The following is a 16,723-nucleotide window of genomic DNA, read 5'->3' as shown; positions in this document are numbered from 1 at the left end:
TTTCCGCTGACGGCAACGCGTTGGATTACAGTAGCTGCAACGCTCATGCTTTCAGGTGGTGATTATGGATAACGTTATCAGTGCGGATGCCATCCGTACGGGCTTTTCAAAGGCAATGTCGGACATGTATCAGCAGGAAGTGCCGCTGTACGGCACGTTGATGCAGTTGGTCAAAGACGTTAATCAGGCCTCGCTGGCGGCGGACAGCGCCCTGCAGCAGCGCCTGGCGCAAGCCGATGAGCTGAGCCGTTTAAGCCTGGAACGCCACGGTGCAATCCGCGTCGGCAGCGCCGAAGAGCTGGCCATGCTGCGTCAGATGTTCGCCGTTATGGGCATGTTCCCGGTCGGCTATTATGACCTTTCTCAGGCGGGCGTACCGGTACACTCAACCGCGTTTCGCCCTGTTGACGACGACGCGTTGCGTCGTAATCCGTTCCGTATTTTTACCTCATTACTGCGGCTTGAATTGATTGAAGACCCGGCGCTGCGCGATGAAGCTGCCGCAATCCTGGCCTCGCGGGACATTTTCACCGCAGGCTGTCGCGCATTAATTCAACAGCATCAACAGCAGGGCGGTCTGACTGAGACCCAAGCGCAGCGCTTTATTACCGAGGCGTTAGAAACCTTTCGCTGGCACTCGCATAGCCTCGTTGAAAGCCACACCTATCAGGCCCTTAATCAACAACATCGGCTAATTGCGGACGTCGTGTGTTTTCCTGCCTGTCATATCAACCACCTGACACCGAGAACCCTGGACATTGATCGCGTTCAGGCCTTAATGCCCGAACGTGGCATCGATCCCAAAAACGTTATTGAAGGCCCGCCTCGGCGCAAGGTGCCGATTTTATTACGCCAGACCAGTTTTAAAGCGCTGGAGGAACCTGTCGTTTTCAAAGATGGCTATCAGGGCACCCATACGGCAAGATTTGGTGAGATAGAACAGCGCGGCGCAGCCTTAACCCCAGAGGGGCGCGCGCTTTACGATCGGCTGCTGACTGAGGCCGGAAGCGGCGCAGACAATCAACAGCATCAGCAACGGTTGTCTGCTGTATTTCAGGCTTTTCCGGATAACGAAACCGATCTACGCCGGGAGGCTCTGGCCTGGTTTCATTATCGCCTGAGTGATAAAGGCCGGGCTGAACCGCCTCAGCCCGGTGAACCGCTGGACGCCCTGATCGAACAGGGCCGCATTCTGGCCGATCCCATTATTTATGAGGATTTTCTACCGGTCAGCGCGGCGGGGATTTTTCAGTCTAACCTCGGGGATCACACCCAGGCGCGCTCGTCAGGCCAGGCAAGCCGCAGCAGCTTTGAAGCCGCACTGGGCTGCGCAGTACTGGACGAAATGGCGCTGTATGCCCAGCGTCAGGAAGCCTCATTACAACGTTGCGGCCTGGCATGCTAACCCACCGGGGCGTGATTGCCCCGGATTGCGCGACTATTGCAGCCGTGAATCACGTATCAGCGTGAATCTTCCCGCGCCCAGCAGCATGATCACCAGCGCGCCCAGCAGAAACAGCGCTTCGGTCTCCAGCGACCAGGCGCCCACGCCGGTGCGATGCCATAGTGCCCCGGTTTTGACCAGCAGCGTTGCCACCACCATATTCACCGCCACAATGAACGCCGCAGGCCGCGTCATCAGCCCCACAATCAGCATCAGCGGGGCGATAATTTCCCCGATCCAGGCACCCCAGGCAAGAAATCCTGGCAGGCCGTGCTGGTGCAGCAGTTGGGCAATCCAGCCCACCCCGTGCACCAGCTTGAACTCACCGTGAAACAGCAGCAGTCCACCCAGTGTCAGACGCAATAACAGCTTGCCCAGGTCAGGATGATCGGTCATTCGAACAAAAAGTTGATTGATGCCACTGAACATTTTCTATTCCTCTCACGCTTTAAACGACATGCAGTACTAAAAACAGGTTCGCCGGGAGCGGTCAATCCCGGCGGACGTGCGCAGCACATTTTCGGTATTTTTACCCGCTGTGTTTCTGGACAAAGACAGATGGCCTGAAATAATGACCGCCTACGCAGACAAGGAATAATGCATGAAAAATGAGCACGGCCTGAAGATCGCTATCGCGGACGGTGAGCTGCAAGGCGGCATCGATGACGGGATCTTTGTGTTTAAAGGTATTCCTTACGCTGCGCCGCCTGTGGGGGACCAGCGCTGGCGCGCGCCCCAGCCCGTCATCCCCTGGCAGGGCGTGCGAAGCGCACTGCATTTTTCTGCCGCGAGCTGGCAGAACCGCGAATACTGCCTTGCGATTGGCGGCGGCGATCCCGGCGATTTCAGCGAGGACTGTCTTTATCTCAATGTCTGGACGCCTGAACTGCAGCCCGATAAGCCTCTGCCGGTGATGGTATGGCTGCACGGGGGCGGATTTACCCTCGGTTCCGGCGGGCTGGCTCCCTACAACGGTAAACCGCTGGCCTCACGCGGCGCGGTTATCGTCACGATTAACTATCGGCTGGGCCATCTTGGCTTTTTTGCCCATCCGGCCATGGAAAAAGAGCAGTCGGCGACCGGGACGCTTCACAATTTTGCCCTGCTGGATCAGATCGCGGCTTTACGCTGGGTTCAGCGCCATATTCACGCATTCGGCGGCGATGCCCGTAACGTTACGCTGTTTGGCGAGTCATCTGGCGCACGTAGCCTGTTATCGCTGTGCTGTTCGCCCCTGTCAGCCGGTTTGTTCCACAAGGGAATTGTGCAGAGTGCCTATAGTCTGCCAGACGTGACGCGGACCACGGCGCTTGAGAAAGGCGTGAAGGTGGCCAGCCGTTTAGGTTTGCCCGCTGATGCCAGCATGGAACAGCTGCGCGCGCTGCCTGCTGAGGCCTTTTGGTCACTGGACAGCAGCTACGGGCTGGGTCCTGTTGCCATCGCGGGCGATGCGGTCCTTCCCGCGCCGGTACTGGATACGTTTATGGCCGGACGTCAGCATCGTCTGCCGCTGATGGCCGGAAGCAACAGCGACGAAGCCAGCGTACTGGCGTATTTCGGTGTCGATGCCGCCACGGTGGTAGACCGGCTTCGTCGTCAAAACCGGTTCAGCTATCAGCTGTTGAAATGGATTTATCCGCTTGAGACGGATGCGTTGCTCGGACGTGCCGTGGCACGGGATATGACGTTTAGCCTGCTTCCCTGGCTGGTGATGCGGGCGCAGCAAAAAGTCGCTATGCCGGGCTGGCGCTACTGGTTTGATTACGTATCTGAACATTCGCGGGACCTTTTTCCGCACGGCACCTGGCACGGTAACGAAATCCCCTACGTCATGAATACGCTGCATAACCTGCCCGCTGTCAGCGACGATCGCCGCTTTACGGCCGCCGATTACGCGTTTGCGCAGCAGGTCAGTGACTACTGGTTTCTCTTTGCCCGCGACGTGGACACCAGCACGACGCAACTGGACGGGATCTTGCCCTGGCCTGCCTGGCAGGCGAATAATGACGTGACAATGTCACTCGGGTGCGAGGGAAAAGCGGGGCTCAGACTCATGCCGCGCTTTATGCGTCGGCGGCTGGCGCTGTTTCGTCTGATGATGTCGCGTATGGTTCGCTTGTAGTGCTCCCTTAGCCCTCAGCCCTCGAGCCGGGTGCCATCCTGCGCGCCCTCCAGGCTGATTTTTGCTGGAACGGTGATCTGTCGCGGAGGCAGTGCACCAGCATAAAAAAGTTTAACAGCGCTGTTACATTTTCGGCCTTTCTGCCGATATATCCCATACGCCCGGTGTCACGGGTTAACGTTTAAGGGATTTCAGTATGGGTATGCTTAAAAATTTCACAATTCGCGCGGTAATGCTGACAATACTCGGGCTGTTTTGCCTGCTGTGGAGCGGAATCGGGCTGTTCAGTATTCATTCGCTCAATTCGTTGAGTGACGGCAACGATGTCGATCGCCATATCGTGGAGCAGATGACCGCGTTGAGTAAGGGCAACGATCAGTACTTTCGTATGATTACGCGCCTGTCGCGCGTCATGGAGAAAAAAGCGGCAGGCACAGCGCAAAACGATGAGGCTTTCGCGCCCGTACAGCAGGCACTGGACAGTATGTCTCAGCAACTGACCCTGTTCAAACAGCTCTCTCCCGGCCCAATGGATGCAGCCGTTGCCAATGACGTTATTGATAAATGGCAAAAACTGCTCGACCAGGGCGTGACGGTTCAGCTTCAGCGTGCCCGCCAGGATTCGCTGGACAGCTATCGCCAACAGGCAAATGACGTCACCCCCGCGCTGAGCCGTGCCTTTGGTGCCAGTACTGAAAACTTCAATAAAGTGGCAAGTGTCAAACTGGGTCAAACGCGGGTTGAAGTCGATCGCATGACCGCGATGACCAAAACCCTGATTTCAGTCACCGTGGTGATTGGCTTGCTGATTCTGCTGTTTACCGACCGTTATCTGGTAAAAATGTTGGTTAAGCCGCTGGAAAAAATTCGCGAACATTTTTCAGTCATCGCCAAAGGCGATCTCAGCAAGCCGGTTGAAGATATGGGCCGTAACTGCGTCGGCAAACTGGTGCCCTTACTGAGCGCCATGCAGGACAGCCTGCGCGAAGCCGTCAGTGCGATTCGTAGCGGCACGGAAAACATTTCACGCGGAGCCGCTGAGATTTCGATTGGGAATAACGATCTGTCTTCACGCACGGAAGAGCAGGCTGCCGCGCTGGAGCAAACCGCAGCCAGTATGGAACAACTGACGGCGACCGTGAAATTCAATGCGGAAAATGCGCGTCAGGCCAGTACCCTGACCGAAGCCGCAACGATCACGGCCAAACAGGGCGGTAGTCTTGTCGGTGAAGTGGTCACCACGATGAACGGAATCTCTGACAGTTCGAAGAAAATTGCAGAGATTACTAACGTCATCAACAGCATTGCGTTCCAGACCAATATCCTCGCGCTTAACGCCGCAGTAGAAGCCGCCCGCGCCGGGGAACAGGGCCGTGGCTTTGCCGTTGTGGCCAGTGAGGTCAGAAATCTGGCCCAGCGTAGTGCGGGTGCGGCAAAAGAGATCGCTGGCCTGATTGCGGATTCCGTTGAGCGCGTGGAAAAGGGGGCGCAACTGGTCAGCACGACCGGCGGCACCATGAGCGGTATTCTGAAATCGGTGCAGGATGTTGACGCGATCATGAAGCAAATCGCGGCCGCCTCAGAAGAACAAAGCAAAGGCATTTCGCAGGTTGGCACGGCGGTAACGGAAATGGACAGCGTAACCCAACAAAACGCCGCGCTGGTGGAAGAAGTCTCCGCCGCCGCCAGTGCGCTGGCGCTGCAGACGGAAGCCTTGCAGGCCTCTGTCGCACAGTTCCGCCTGTCCAGCGATGCGCCCCTGGCACCGACGTCAACGCGGAAGCCGCCCTCACAGCCGGCCAGCCCAACGACCTCATTCCAGCCTAAAGCCGCGTCGGCGGATAACGGCGATTGGGTAACTTTCTAAACCCGCATCTGACCACCGCCTTCATCGCGAAGGCGGTTTTTACTGCCTGTATCCCATCACTCCGCCGCCAGATAACACAGCTTCTCTGCCACCTGGTATGACTTCACAAAGGAGGTCACGGGCAGGAACTCAAAGCGCGAATGGAAGTTATGCGCGCCAGTAAAGAAGTTGGGTGTTAACAGACCTTTCGCCGACAAAGCCGCGCCATCGGTGCCGCCGCGCATGGGGATCACCTTAGGCGCAATATCCAGCGCTTGCAGGGCGGCGAAAATCAGATCAACCGCCCGACGATCTTCACCCATCGCATTGCTGATATTGCTGTAAATATCGCGAAGGGTTAGCTCAACTTTGCCCGTGGGATAGCGCGCGGCGATGATATCTCTGACCGCCTGCAACTGCTGTTTGCGTGCAGCAAAGCCTGCCAGATCAAAATCGCGAATCGAGGCGTTAAGCGTGGCAATGCTGGCGTTGGCCTGCATCTCGTTAAACCAGATATAGCCTTCGCGACCTTCGGTATGTTCCGGCGTCGCCTGCCGGTCGAAGTGGCTGATAAAATCGTGAGCCATCAGTAAGGGATTGACCAGCACGCCCTTGCCCGACATCGGATGCGCCGGCACACCGGTAAAGCGGATTTCTGCTGCGGCCGCGTTGAAGTTCTCATAAACGACTTCGCCCAGCTCGCAGCAATCAATCGTCCAGGCGAAATCCACATTAAAACGGGTTTCAAGATCCAGCGCTTTCGCGCCGCGCAGCCCGATCTCCTCATCCGGCACGAACGCCACCACGACGTCGCCGTGTTTGCCCTGCAAATTCTCCATCAGCGTCATGACGACGCTCACGGCCGCCTTGTTATCGGCGCCCAGCACGCTGGTGCCGTCGCTGAAAATAATCTGCTGGCCGATATAGGCCGCGATCTCCGGGTGCGCATCCCGACGTAACCAGATGTCCTGCTGTGGGTTCAGACAAAGGTCTTCACCCTGCCAGGTGAGGATCTGCGGGTGAATGTCAGGGGACAGCCCCACGTCAACCGTGTCGATATGGGTGATAAACCCCACGCGCGGCGCATCGGGGCAGTTTCCTCGTTTCAGCGCCGTTACCGTGGCATGTTCATCAATCACAACCTGCTCAAGGCCAAGGTCGCGTAATTCGTCCGCCAGCAGCTGCGCCATCGCGTGCTGGCTGGGGGTGCTGGGTAAGGTGCTGGACTTTGCATCACTTTGGCTGCTTACCGCCAGGTAACGAAAAAAACGCGTAATGAGTTGCGCCTGAAGTTTGTCGGTCATCACTAATCCTTATTAGTTGACGTACTGCGGGGTTCGCTATGGTGGTGATTCATGCTATCTATCAAAGCGCTAAATCATTCATTTAGATATTCAGACTAACGGAAGTCAACAGAAAGCGAGGACAATAATGAGAAACAGGTTTACGACCCTGGCACTGCTTACTGCAGGTGTGGCTCTGGCGGGCGGCGTTCATGCAAAAACGCTGGTGTACTGCTCCGAAGGCTCCCCTGAAAATTTTAATCCGCAACTTTACACCTCGGGAACCAGCGTGGATGCCAGTGCTGTACCGGTATTCAATCGCCTGGTGGACTTCAAACCGGGCACGACCGAACTGATTCCCAGCCTGGCAGAACGTTGGGATATCAGCCCGGACGGCAAGGTTTATACCTTTTATCTTCGGCACAACGTCAAATTTCAGAGCAATAAGCAGTTTACGCCCAGTCGCGATTTTAACGCAGATGATGTGATCTTCTCGTTTATGCGGCAAATGGACAGCAAAAATCCCTATCATGCGGTCTCTGGTGGCAATTATTCCAACTTCGACAGCCTGCAGTTGGCGACGCTGATCACCCATATCGATCGCATCGACGATCACACCGTGCGCTTCACCCTGGCCCATCCGGAGTCGCCGTTTTTGGCCGACCTGGCCTGGTACTTTGCCTCTGTCCATTCAGCGGAATACGCGGACAAGATGCTAAAGGCCGGCACGCCAGAGAAGGTGGATATGGACCCGATAGGCACCGGACCTTTCCAGCTAGTGCAGTATCAAAAAGATTCACGCATTCTCTATAAGGCGTTTCCTGACTACTGGCAGGGGAAAGCCAAACTGGATCGGCTGATTTTCAGCATCACGCCGGATGCCGCCGTGCGCTACGCCAAACTGGAAAAAAATGAGTGTCAGGTGATGCCATTCCCTAATCCGGCCGACCTGGACAAAATGCGACAGAACAAGGCGATCACGCTCAAACAGGCAGCAGGGCTGAATACCGGTTTTCTGGCATTCAACACCACGAAAGCGCCCACTGATAATGTGAAAGTCCGTCAGGCGCTGGCCATGGCGATAAACAAACCCGCCATTATTGAGGCCATTTTTAAAGGCACGGGCACGGTCGCCAAAAATATTCTTCCGCCTGGCGTCTGGAGCGCAGACAAGGATCTCAAAGACTACGATTACGATCCGGAAAAGGCTAAAGCCCTGCTGGCCGAAGCGGGTGTGAAACCGGGAACGGAAATCGCGCTGTGGGCGATGCCGGTTCAGCGCCCCTATAATCCGAATGCGCGCCGGATGGCGGAGATGATTCAGGCCGACTGGGCAAAAGTCGGCATCAAGGCCAACATCGTGAGTTATGAATGGGGCGAATACCTCAAACGCGTGCGCAACGGTGAACATCAGGCTGCTCTGATGGGCTGGACAACGGCGACGGGCGATCCGGATAACTTTTTCGGACCGCTCTACACCTGCACCGCGGCGAAAGGCGGTTCAAACTCATCAAAGTGGTGCTATCAGCCGTTTGAAACCCTGATCACCCAAGCCCGGGCCGAACCGGATCAGCGCAAACGGACTCACATGTACCTGCAGGCGCAGCAGATCATGCATGACCAGATGCCCGCCGTCATGATTGCCCACTCCACCATTTATGAACCGATACGCACGACGGTCAGCGGTTATGAAGTGGATCCCTTCGGCAAGCATATTTTTTATCAGGTCGATATCAAGCCGTAATCCATGATGCGGCGGCTCACAGGGACGTGTGCCGCCTTGCCTGCAAAATGTCAGATATGTTGTACAGTTAAGAGTATGTTTGGTGTTCAGAAGGGAAATAACATGGCGAACGGTTGGGCTTCAGAAGGGGCGGTTCAGGAACAGATCGACAGTACCGTTAACGACGGGATCGAACGCGTGCGCCAGTCGATCGGTCAGGGCGAAAGCGCCACGGAATGTGAACTGTGCGGCGAACCGATACCGGCGGCGCGCCGTCAGGCACTGAAAGGCGTGCGCTACTGTGTCACCTGTCAGGAAAAAATCGATAAGCAGCAAAAAGAAACCAGCCTTTACAACCGTCGCGGCAGTAAAGACAGCCAGCTTCGCTGACTTATGATCCCGGCATGGCCAGGCCGCTGCCGATGAACCAGGCGAGAAAACCGATGCCGGCCACGATGATAGCAATGGGGAACAACAGACCAATTCTCATGTTTATCCTGTGAGTCTATTCAGGGATTAAGCCAGCCGTAACACGGCGTGATGGTTCTTCAGCAACGTAAAGAGTTCAAACTGGGTCGCCTCATTTACCGCACGCCGTATATCGCCTTTGGTGTAAATCATTGTGTGGATATGACCCAGTTGACGCCACACAACAATCGCCGAGGCCACAAGCGCGCAGGTATTCTCTGCCTGCACACATTCTACTGTGGCATGGCAGGCATCGTCTAAGTCATTGAGAAAAATTTTCACCCCATCAGTGGGCAAGATCGCCCGAATATCATCCAGCATGACCCGGCTGACGCTGCGTGACAAATATAGAGTTAACCACTTCCTCGTCATTATGACACCTGACGTTAACGATTTTCTCCGTTATACGGGGTAAACATAGGTAATGGAAGTGTTGAGAATAGGGTAATGATATTTAACGAACTTTTTTAGCTTATTAACGGCAGGCGAATTCCCAGACGTTTTATACCTTAACGATGCGGCTTAAATAACCAATTTACACGTGCCAATTTTATACCGGCCAATACGCTGTCTCAGGTTACGACGTTAAAAACGCGGGGTGCAGCACGTGTTCCGTTATTTAATGTTTAGGGTTGTCTGTGACCTTAATTCACTGACTCGTGCTGGCTAACGTCGGGCAGGCTGGTGACGCGGCGTGATCGATGACGCAGATAACCGCCAACGCGCGGCGGCATGATCCCGGTGCCGGTAGCCGAGCGGCTGTTTTCACGCATTGTGTCTGTGAGGAATAAATCAGAGCAGGCTCCGTCATCACGAAGCCTGCTGTTGTCACCCGTTGGAACGCAGTTGCGGATAACGTTTGAAAATATAAATACACCATAACAGCGCCGCGAGTCCGATGATCGCTCCCACATTACCCACATCAGACAGGCTCATGTAAGCGCTGACCTGGCTGCCTAATAGCGCGCCCGCACCAATACCGATATTATAAATACCGGACATCAATGACATCGCGACGTCCGTCGCGTCCGAGGCTAAAGACAGCACGCGGATTTGCATCGCCAGGCCAATCATCATCATTGCCATTCCCCAGACCACGCACAGGGTAATGATTGCGCCGGGCCGGACTGCGGCGAAGATTAACAGTCCCATGCACAGCGTCACCAGCGCGATAGCGGCAATCAGCAACGCAGAGGGGAATTTTTTCCCCAGCGAACTGAATAACAGGCTGCCAATAATGCCCGCCGAACCGAACAGCAGCAGCAGTAAGGTGGTGAACCCCTCGCTGGCATTAGCAACGAGCTGCATAAAAGGCTCAATATAGCTGTAGGCCGTATAGTGCGCGGTCACAATTAACGTCACCAGCAGATACATCCCGACCAGCGCCGGTCGGCGGAACAGCAGGGGAACGCTGCTAAGCGAACCCGTGTGCTCGCTGGGCAACCGTGGCAGGATACGCGCCAGCATAATCATCAGCACCAGGGCGGACAGCCCGATCACGCCAAACGTTGTGCGCCAGCCCAGCGCCTGACCGACCACGCGTCCAATCGGCACGCCCAAAACCATTGCCAGCGCGGTGCCGGTTGCCAGCATGCTGAGTGCCTGGGTTTTTTTACCTGCGGGGGCAACACGAATTGCCAGCGATGCTGTAATTGACCAAAACACCGCATGGGACAACGCAATTCCCACACGGGATACGATCAGGGAAGTAAAACTCCACGCAAACGTAGAAAGCACATGACTGGCAATAAAGACGATAAACAGAACCGTTAACAGGAACCGGCGTTCAATATTCCGCGTCAGCAGCATCAAAGGCAGTGACAGTAAGGCCACCACCCAGGCATAGATCGTCAGCATAATGCCCACTTCAGACGTTTTCATCGAAAAGCCTGCGGCAATATCGGACAGTAAACCGACCGGCACAAATTCGGTGGTATTGAACACAAAAGCGGCGATGGCCAACAGCACCACGCGTAGCCAGGCCGTTTTACGGGAAACAGTTGTTAATGGCATGAGAAGTTAAATCAGTCTGTGCGTCAAAAAGGAGTCAGGGCGATCACCCCATGATAGTGACCTGCGTCACACTTTAGCGGTTATTGTGGAGGAATTACGCGCCGGGTGGAACCACCAGGCGCAGATTAAGATGAATTTTTTTTGCCCGATACGGCAGTATGGCGTTTACGGCTCGCGATGACGCTGTCCGGGCATCATCCGCAGCAGCGTATTGTCCTTCAGGGCGTAATGATGAAACAGCGCCGCCGCCACATGTAAGCCAATCAGCCAGTAGCCAAGTGGGGCCAGCGTTTCGTGCCAGTCGGTCAGCGTATCCGACAGATCAAAGTCAGGTTCGGCCGCCACCGGCATCGGTATACCAAATAACTGCCACTCGCGACCTTTCAGATAACGCGATGCCAGTCCCAGCACCGGAAGCGTGATGAAAAGCGCATAAATCAGCGTATGCGTCAGATGAGCCAGCCCGGTTTGCCAGCGCGGCACCGGAGGAATAATGGCGGGACTACGATGACGGAGTTTCAGCAGTAATCGCGACAGCATCACCACCAGAATCGTCGCCCCGGCGCTGAAATGCGTCACCATCATCGCAAAGCGCTGCCAGGAACCCCGCTCGACATAGCCACGTAACTCCATCGTGGCATAGGCAATGATGAGCAGCAGAACAGTAAGCCAGTGAAGCGCAATTTGAGACGATGCGAATTTATTACGCATGGTAGAGCCCTGTATGAAAGTAAGGGTTCTAAGATAACGGAAAAAAATGAAAAAGCTTAACGAAATGACGACTCTGTGGGATGACAGACCAACCGCAGACAGCAGACTCGGGGGCAGAGAAGGCGAGGATAACCGGCACACGGGCTGGGCTGAGAATGGCGGCCAGCAACCGCCATACTGACGTCAAACGGGCGTTGCGTAATCAGAAATCCACGCCGTGCTTAAGCGCCACACTGTCCTGAGTGTGCACATTTTTACCCGGGGCAACCGGGCAACATGCATCGCACCCTAATGAACCGGGATAGTACTTACGGGCCTGCTGAATGGCTGCGGTTGCGGAATAGAATGTGCCGAGAAACAGCCGACCTTCCAAATCCGGAAGATATTTACAGCCGCTTGCATGAACCACGTGATTATCGTTGTAGCCTGATTGTTTGTTGACGTAATAGTATCGCGCCATTAGGTCTCCCCCTTGCTGTGAATTCAAAGATGACATTAATCTTTGGGATCAAACCGATTATAGCGGGGAAACGCGTGCTTTAGGCAATCATACTGATAATACGGACAATTCTTGTACGGGCCGCATTCCGGGCAGTCAAACACCCGGAATATTCATTAAGTTTTGCTAGAGTTTGCGGCGGTGCAGCTGCCAGGCAACCCACAACGCTAACAGCAGTAAAGCGGAGATAAACAGTGTCAGGCCGCCCCAGCCAAACTGTTGCCAGAAAAAGCCGCCAGCCGTACCCGCCACGCTTGAGCCGACGTAATAGCTGAACAGATAGAGCGAAGAAGCCTGACCTTTTGCCCGACGAGCGCGTGGGCCAATCCAGCCGCTCGCCACGGAGTGCGCAGCGAAAAATCCTGCCGTAAACAGCATCATACCAATGAAGATCAGCACGATACCGTTAAATGCCGTCAGCAGTAACCCCATCAGCATAATAAAGGTCGAGCCAAACATAACCGGGCCGCGCCCAAACCGGCTGGTTAACGCGCCGGCTTTAGGGGAACTCCATGACCCGGTCAGATAAACCACCGACAGCAAGCCCACCACAGCCTGACTTAAATGCCACGGCGCGCCCAGCAGGCGATAGCCGATATAGTTGAACAGCGTCACAAAGGCGCCCATCAGCAGCAGGCCTTCGGCAAACAGCAGCGGCAATCCCGCATCGCGCCAGTGCAGACGGAAGTTAATGGTCAGATGGCGCGGGCGCAGCGAGGCCGGACGGAAATGGCGCGATTCCGGTAAGATTCTCCAGAACATCAGGGCAGCGGCGAGGGCAAAACAGCCAATGGCCGCAATGGCTATGCGCCATGAAAAGAAGTCAGTTAATACACCGCTTATCAGGCGGCCGCTCATGCCGCCAATCGAGTTTCCGCTGATGTACAGCCCCATCGAAAAGGCCACCACGCTGGGATGAATCTCTTCACTCAGATAGGTCATGCCCACCGCCGCCACACCGCTCAGCGATAAGCCGATCAAGCCCCGCATCAGTAAAATGCCGTGCCAGCTGGTCATAGTGGCAGAGAGCAGGGTACAGATTGCGGCCAGCATGAGCGCCGTTACCATCACGGACTTCCGTCCTATGGCATCGGACAGCGGGCCTGTCACCAGTAACCCCAGGGCCATCATGGCGGTAGAAATGGAAAGCGAAATACTGCTCGCGGCGGGAGAAATGCCAAACTGTGCAGAGAGCACCGGCAGGATAGGCTGCACGCAATACAGCAGGGCAAAGGTGGCCAGCCCGGCAGAAAACAAGGCGAGCGTGACGCGCATAAAAGGCCGGGTGCCGCGCACAATCCAGTCAGACGAAGAAGCCTCAGACTGCGCAGGCATATCGCTGTCCAGCGGCACCGCAGGTGAAGAGCTATTCACAGGGGGATCCTTATGAGTAAAAACAGAGTGTTACTGTAGAAAAGGTCTATTAGGTTGTCTAATATATTAATCATCTTAAATAAGACGTTTAACCTATGAATATTGAGCTGCGTCACCTGCGCTATTTTATTGCCGTTGCGGAAGAGCTGCATTTTGGCCGCGCAGCCCAGCGCTTACACATCTCCCAGCCGCCGTTGAGTCAGCAAATCATGCAGCTTGAAGCGGAAACCGGCGCGCAGCTGTTTAACCGCACCAACCGTAGCGTGCAGCTTACGCCGGCCGGCGCGCAGTTTTTACAGGATGCGCGGGCAATCCTGTTACAGGTCGAGCAGGCAACCCAGCGCGCCGCGCGTCTGCATCGCGGTGAAGAAGGAGAGCTGCGCATTGGATTTACCTCCTCTGCGGCTTTTATTGGCGTGATGTCAGATGCGCTTTATGTGTTTCGCCAGCGCTGGCCCAACGTACATGTTCAGATGCAGGAAATTAACACCCGTCAGCAGCTGGCTCCGCTGCATGAGGGCAAGCTGGACCTCGGCGTCATGCGCAACACGCCGCTCCCCGCCGATTTGCATCATCAGCTTTTGCTGCGCGAGCCATTGTGCGCCGTGGTGCATAAAGCCCATCCGCTGGCGACGGCAGGGCGGATCACCTTGCAGGCGCTGGCGCGGGAACCCTTTGTGTTTTTTGATCCTCAGGTGGGAACGGCACTGTACAGCGAAATCCTGGATTTGCTTCAGCGCTATCAGATCCGGCCCTACATTACCCAGGAAGTGGGCGAGGCCATGACTATTCTCGGACTGGTCGCGACCGGGCTGGGTGTATCTATCTTGCCTGCCTCCTTCAGCCACGCGCGTCTGGCAAACGTGGTGTGGTTACCGCTGGAGGAGCCTGATGCGCAGTCGGAGATGTGGCTGGTCTGGTCGGGCGAACGCGAAATGAGTGCGCAGATGGCGCATATGATGGCGTTACTGCGCCGTGAGTGACAATTTATCCGCCAAAGCCAGAAAAATTATGTGTGTTAAATCACATATCTAAGCAAATATTTGCCGCAAAAAGTGAATCTGCCGCACCATAGCGGATATTTATTTAGAAGCGCGAAAATAACCGGAGCAGGGTGTGAGTTCGGACAGTCAACCTGGCCATATTGACCAAATTAAACAAATTAATGCTGGCGTCGTTTACCGGTTAATCGATCAGCATGGGCCAGTCTCGCGTATTGAACTGTCCAAACGGGCCCAGCTGGCGCCTGCCAGTATTACCAAAATCGTGCGGGAAATGCTGGATGCCCACCTGGTTCAGGAAACCGAGTTTCAGGAGCCAGGCGCTCGCGGCCGTCCGGCGATTGGTTTAATCCTTGATACGGACGCCTGGCACTATCTGGCGATTCGTCTGCACCGTGGCATATTGACGCTGACCTTGCGTGACCTCAGCAGCAGGGCGCTGGTCGAAGACAACCTGCCGCTCATTGATGACGCCACGGAGCCGCTGCTGACGCGGTTGACCGACCATGTTGACGCGTTTTTTATCCGTCATCAGAAACGGCTGGAAAGGCTGACCGCCATTGCCATCACCCTACCGGGGCTGATTAATGCCGCATCCGGTGTGGTGCACCGTCTACCCGGCTATACCTGCCATGATATGCCGTTGGGCAGCACCCTGGCGGCGCGGACCGGCCTGCCGGTATTTATCCAGCACGATATCTCCGCCTGGACGCTTGCCGAGTCGCTGTTTGGTGCGTCACGCGGTGCGCAGGACGTGATTCAGATTGTGATCGACGAAACGGTAGGGGCTGGCGTGATCACTGGCGGTCAGCTGTTGCACAAAAGCGGACGCGCGCTGGTGGAAGTCGGCCACACACAGGTCGATCCTTACGGCCAGCAATGCTACTGCGGCAATCACGGCTGTCTTGAAACAGTCGCCAGTACCGGCAGCCTGCTGGCGCTGATTGCGCACCGACTTCCGGGTCAGCCCGACAGCCTGTTACACCATCAGCCCTTAACGCTTTCTGCCGTTTGTGAGGCAGCACAGAGCGGCGACAGGCTGGCGCGGGATGCCATAGCGACAGTGGGGCATCATGTTGGCAGGATCCTCGGCATGATGGTCAATATCTTTAATCCTCAACAAATTCTTATCGGTTCTCCGCTAAATCAGGCGGCAGATGTTCTCTTTCCGGCAGTACAAAATACCATTCACCAGCAGTCTTTACCTGCATACAGCGCAGTGATTCAGCTTGCGCCCACTGAATTTACTGAGCCAGGTACGCTGGGTGCCGCCGCGTTGATCAAGGATTCGCTTTACAGCGGCTACCTGTTAATTAAGTTACTGCAAGGTTAAGCAACACTAACCTTGCGCTAACGCAATCTGCTCCCCCTTTTCCTTCCTTAGAATGATCATTCGCATGAAAGCCGAATCGTCAGTGAGCTGACACCGCTTGTGAAGGAGAAGTAGAGTGAAAACGCTATTTATTACCGGAACCGATACCGAAGTGGGGAAAACCGTGGTCGCACGCGCCCTGCTGCAAAGTTTTACCCAGGCGAACGAGCGGGCTGCGGGCTACAAACCTGTTGCCCGCTGGGGCGTCAAAACAGAAGAGGGCCTGAGAAACAAGGATGGGTTGTTTTTGCAGAGCGCCTCTTCCCTTGCGCTGCCTTATCAGGCAGTGAATCCGGTCATTTTTGAGAAAGAAGAAATCTGCGGATACCCGCCCAATAAGGTCGATTATGCGAAAATCACGCAGGGGCTTCAGCATCTCAATCAGCTTGCCGATCGCGTGGTGGTCGAGGGCACCGGGGGCTGGCGCAGCCTGATGAACGATGCCCAGCCGCTGTCGGCCTGGGTGATCGAGCAGCAACTGCCCGTCATCTTAGTGGTCGGGATTAAGTTAGGTTGTATCAGCCATGCGCTACTGACCGCTCAGGCGATCCAGGCCGACGGATTGCCGCTGGCCGGATGGGTGGCTAATCGTATTAATCCGGGGCTGGCGCACTATGCCGATATCATTTCCGTCCTGCGTGAACAGATTACGGCACCGCTTCTCGGTGAGTTGCCTTACTTGCCCCGCGCAGAGCAGCGCGATCTGTCCCGTTATCTGGATATCTCCCTGCTGAATAGCGATAACCTGCACTACGCCCGGACAAAAACAGCCTGAGAGAACCAGAGCAGGATGGCGCCACGCGCGCGACGGTGCCATTCATCAGAGATAACTGACCAACAGTGATACGGAATGAGAGGCAGGATTAA

Annotated in this window: 16 protein-coding genes; 8 read left to right on the top strand and 8 right to left on the bottom strand. The window is 55.5% G+C overall.

All coding sequences use genetic code 11. The features are described 5' to 3' along the window. Positions 1-64: 64 nt before the first annotated feature. Positions 65-1,405 (top strand): VOC family protein, encoded by a 1,341-nt coding sequence (locus DFO57_RS04955; protein WP_029568809.1) that lies wholly within the window; start codon positions 65-67, stop codon positions 1,403-1,405. A 33-nt stretch (positions 1,406-1,438) separates the two neighbouring features. On the opposite strand, the gene DFO57_RS04950 is transcribed toward DFO57_RS04955, so the two are convergent. Continuing rightward, positions 1,439-1,873: a DoxX family protein gene (locus DFO57_RS04950; protein WP_014605776.1), complete on the bottom strand. Its 435-nt coding sequence runs from the start codon at positions 1,871-1,873 to the stop codon at positions 1,439-1,441. A gap of 172 nt (positions 1,874-2,045) precedes the next feature. Here DFO57_RS04950 and DFO57_RS04945 point away from each other — a divergent pair, with 172 nt between their 5' ends. Both DFO57_RS04945 and DFO57_RS04940 read left to right on the top strand, forming a co-directional pair. Beyond that, entirely contained in the window at positions 2,046-3,566 is a 1,521-nt protein-coding gene (locus tag DFO57_RS04945) for a carboxylesterase/lipase family protein (RefSeq protein WP_110015144.1), read from the top strand. A 196-nt stretch (positions 3,567-3,762) separates the two neighbouring features. Beyond that, complete coding sequence (locus tag DFO57_RS04940) at positions 3,763-5,433, top strand: methyl-accepting chemotaxis protein (RefSeq protein ID WP_013025862.1); 1,671 nt, start codon at positions 3,763-3,765, stop codon at positions 5,431-5,433. Between the two features lie 56 nt (positions 5,434-5,489). On the opposite strand, the gene pepT is transcribed toward DFO57_RS04940, so the two are convergent. Next, positions 5,490-6,716, bottom strand: a complete 1,227-nt coding sequence (gene pepT, locus DFO57_RS04935) for a peptidase T (RefSeq protein WP_110015143.1) — start codon at positions 6,714-6,716, stop codon at positions 5,490-5,492. Between the two features lie 127 nt (positions 6,717-6,843). Here pepT and DFO57_RS04930 point away from each other — a divergent pair, with 127 nt between their 5' ends. Beyond that, complete coding sequence (locus tag DFO57_RS04930; protein WP_014605779.1) at positions 6,844-8,439, top strand: ABC transporter substrate-binding protein; 1,596 nt, start codon at positions 6,844-6,846, stop codon at positions 8,437-8,439. A gap of 102 nt (positions 8,440-8,541) precedes the next feature. Further along, positions 8,542-8,808 carry a DksA/TraR family C4-type zinc finger protein gene (locus DFO57_RS04925; RefSeq protein ID WP_014605780.1) on the top strand — a complete coding sequence of 89 codons (267 nt, stop codon included), beginning with the start codon at positions 8,542-8,544 and terminating at the stop codon, positions 8,806-8,808. 1 nt (position 8,809) lies between these two features. Here DFO57_RS04925 and DFO57_RS22570 read toward each other — a convergent pair whose 3' ends face one another. The 6 genes from DFO57_RS22570 to DFO57_RS04900 form a co-directional block, all read right to left on the bottom strand. Then, positions 8,810-8,908 carry a YoaK family small membrane protein gene (locus DFO57_RS22570; RefSeq protein WP_015700245.1) on the bottom strand — a complete coding sequence of 33 codons (99 nt, stop codon included), beginning with the start codon at positions 8,906-8,908 and terminating at the stop codon, positions 8,810-8,812. Between the two features lie 26 nt (positions 8,909-8,934). Then, positions 8,935-9,258 (bottom strand): hypothetical protein, encoded by a 324-nt coding sequence (locus DFO57_RS04920; RefSeq protein ID WP_110015142.1) that lies wholly within the window; start codon positions 9,256-9,258, stop codon positions 8,935-8,937. 456 nt (positions 9,259-9,714) lie between these two features. Then, positions 9,715-10,899 (bottom strand): sugar transporter, encoded by a 1,185-nt coding sequence (locus tag DFO57_RS04915; protein WP_019105173.1) that lies wholly within the window; start codon positions 10,897-10,899, stop codon positions 9,715-9,717. Between the two features lie 165 nt (positions 10,900-11,064). Then, positions 11,065-11,610: a cytochrome b561 gene (cybB, locus tag DFO57_RS04910; RefSeq protein ID WP_029568805.1), complete on the bottom strand. Its 546-nt coding sequence runs from the start codon at positions 11,608-11,610 to the stop codon at positions 11,065-11,067. 202 nt (positions 11,611-11,812) lie between these two features. Beyond that, the gene (locus DFO57_RS04905; protein ID WP_014605782.1) at positions 11,813-12,070 is read right to left on the bottom strand and encodes a hypothetical protein; all 258 of its coding nucleotides are present in this window, start codon (positions 12,068-12,070) and stop codon (positions 11,813-11,815) included. A gap of 165 nt (positions 12,071-12,235) precedes the next feature. Further along, positions 12,236-13,483, bottom strand: coding sequence for an MFS transporter (locus DFO57_RS04900; protein WP_110015141.1), 1,248 nt, complete (start codon positions 13,481-13,483; stop codon positions 12,236-12,238). Positions 13,484-13,578: 95 nt separating this feature from the next. Between DFO57_RS04900 and DFO57_RS04895 the strand changes: the two genes are divergently transcribed. The 3 genes from DFO57_RS04895 to bioD all read left to right on the top strand — a co-directional run bounded on the left by DFO57_RS04895 (position 13,579) and on the right by bioD (position 16,631). After that, on the top strand, positions 13,579-14,466 hold the full coding sequence (locus tag DFO57_RS04895) for a LysR family transcriptional regulator (protein ID WP_014593769.1): 888 nt from the start codon (positions 13,579-13,581) through the stop codon (positions 14,464-14,466). Between the two features lie 133 nt (positions 14,467-14,599). After that, positions 14,600-15,817 (top strand): ROK family transcriptional regulator, encoded by a 1,218-nt coding sequence (locus tag DFO57_RS04890; RefSeq protein ID WP_015700249.1) that lies wholly within the window; start codon positions 14,600-14,602, stop codon positions 15,815-15,817. 115 nt (positions 15,818-15,932) lie between these two features. Beyond that, positions 15,933-16,631 carry a dethiobiotin synthase gene (gene bioD / locus DFO57_RS04885; protein ID WP_013025851.1) on the top strand — a complete coding sequence of 233 codons (699 nt, stop codon included), beginning with the start codon at positions 15,933-15,935 and terminating at the stop codon, positions 16,629-16,631. The last annotated feature ends 92 nt before the right edge of the window (positions 16,632-16,723 follow it).

It is taken from the genome of Pantoea sp. AG702 (assembly GCF_003182295.1).
Lineage (GTDB): Bacteria > Pseudomonadota > Gammaproteobacteria > Enterobacterales > Enterobacteriaceae > Pantoea > Pantoea ananatis.
Note: the sequence above shows the minus strand (reverse complement) of the source record. Positions and strands in the feature narration are given on the sequence as shown.

Coding starts and splice junctions, on each gene's coding strand:
- DFO57_RS04920 (WP_110015142.1), bottom strand. CDS start 9,258: ATGACGAGGAAGTGGTTAACTCTATATTTGTCACGCAGCGTCAGCCGG.
- pepT (WP_110015143.1), bottom strand. CDS start 6,716: ATGACCGACAAACTTCAGGCGCAACTCATTACGCGTTTTTTTCGTTAC.
- DFO57_RS04925 (WP_014605780.1), top strand. CDS start 8,542: ATGGCGAACGGTTGGGCTTCAGAAGGGGCGGTTCAGGAACAGATCGAC.
- DFO57_RS04945 (WP_110015144.1), top strand. CDS start 2,046: ATGAAAAATGAGCACGGCCTGAAGATCGCTATCGCGGACGGTGAGCTG.
- DFO57_RS04955 (WP_029568809.1), top strand. CDS start 65: ATGGATAACGTTATCAGTGCGGATGCCATCCGTACGGGCTTTTCAAAG.
- DFO57_RS04930 (WP_014605779.1), top strand. CDS start 6,844: ATGAGAAACAGGTTTACGACCCTGGCACTGCTTACTGCAGGTGTGGCT.
- DFO57_RS04950 (WP_014605776.1), bottom strand. CDS start 1,873: ATGTTCAGTGGCATCAATCAACTTTTTGTTCGAATGACCGATCATCCT.
- DFO57_RS04895 (WP_014593769.1), top strand. CDS start 13,579: ATGAATATTGAGCTGCGTCACCTGCGCTATTTTATTGCCGTTGCGGAA.
- DFO57_RS04915 (WP_019105173.1), bottom strand. CDS start 10,899: ATGCCATTAACAACTGTTTCCCGTAAAACGGCCTGGCTACGCGTGGTG.
- cybB (WP_029568805.1), bottom strand. CDS start 11,610: ATGCGTAATAAATTCGCATCGTCTCAAATTGCGCTTCACTGGCTTACT.
- DFO57_RS22570 (WP_015700245.1), bottom strand. CDS start 8,908: ATGAGAATTGGTCTGTTGTTCCCCATTGCTATCATCGTGGCCGGCATC.
- DFO57_RS04940 (WP_013025862.1), top strand. CDS start 3,763: ATGGGTATGCTTAAAAATTTCACAATTCGCGCGGTAATGCTGACAATA.
- DFO57_RS04905 (WP_014605782.1), bottom strand. CDS start 12,070: ATGGCGCGATACTATTACGTCAACAAACAATCAGGCTACAACGATAAT.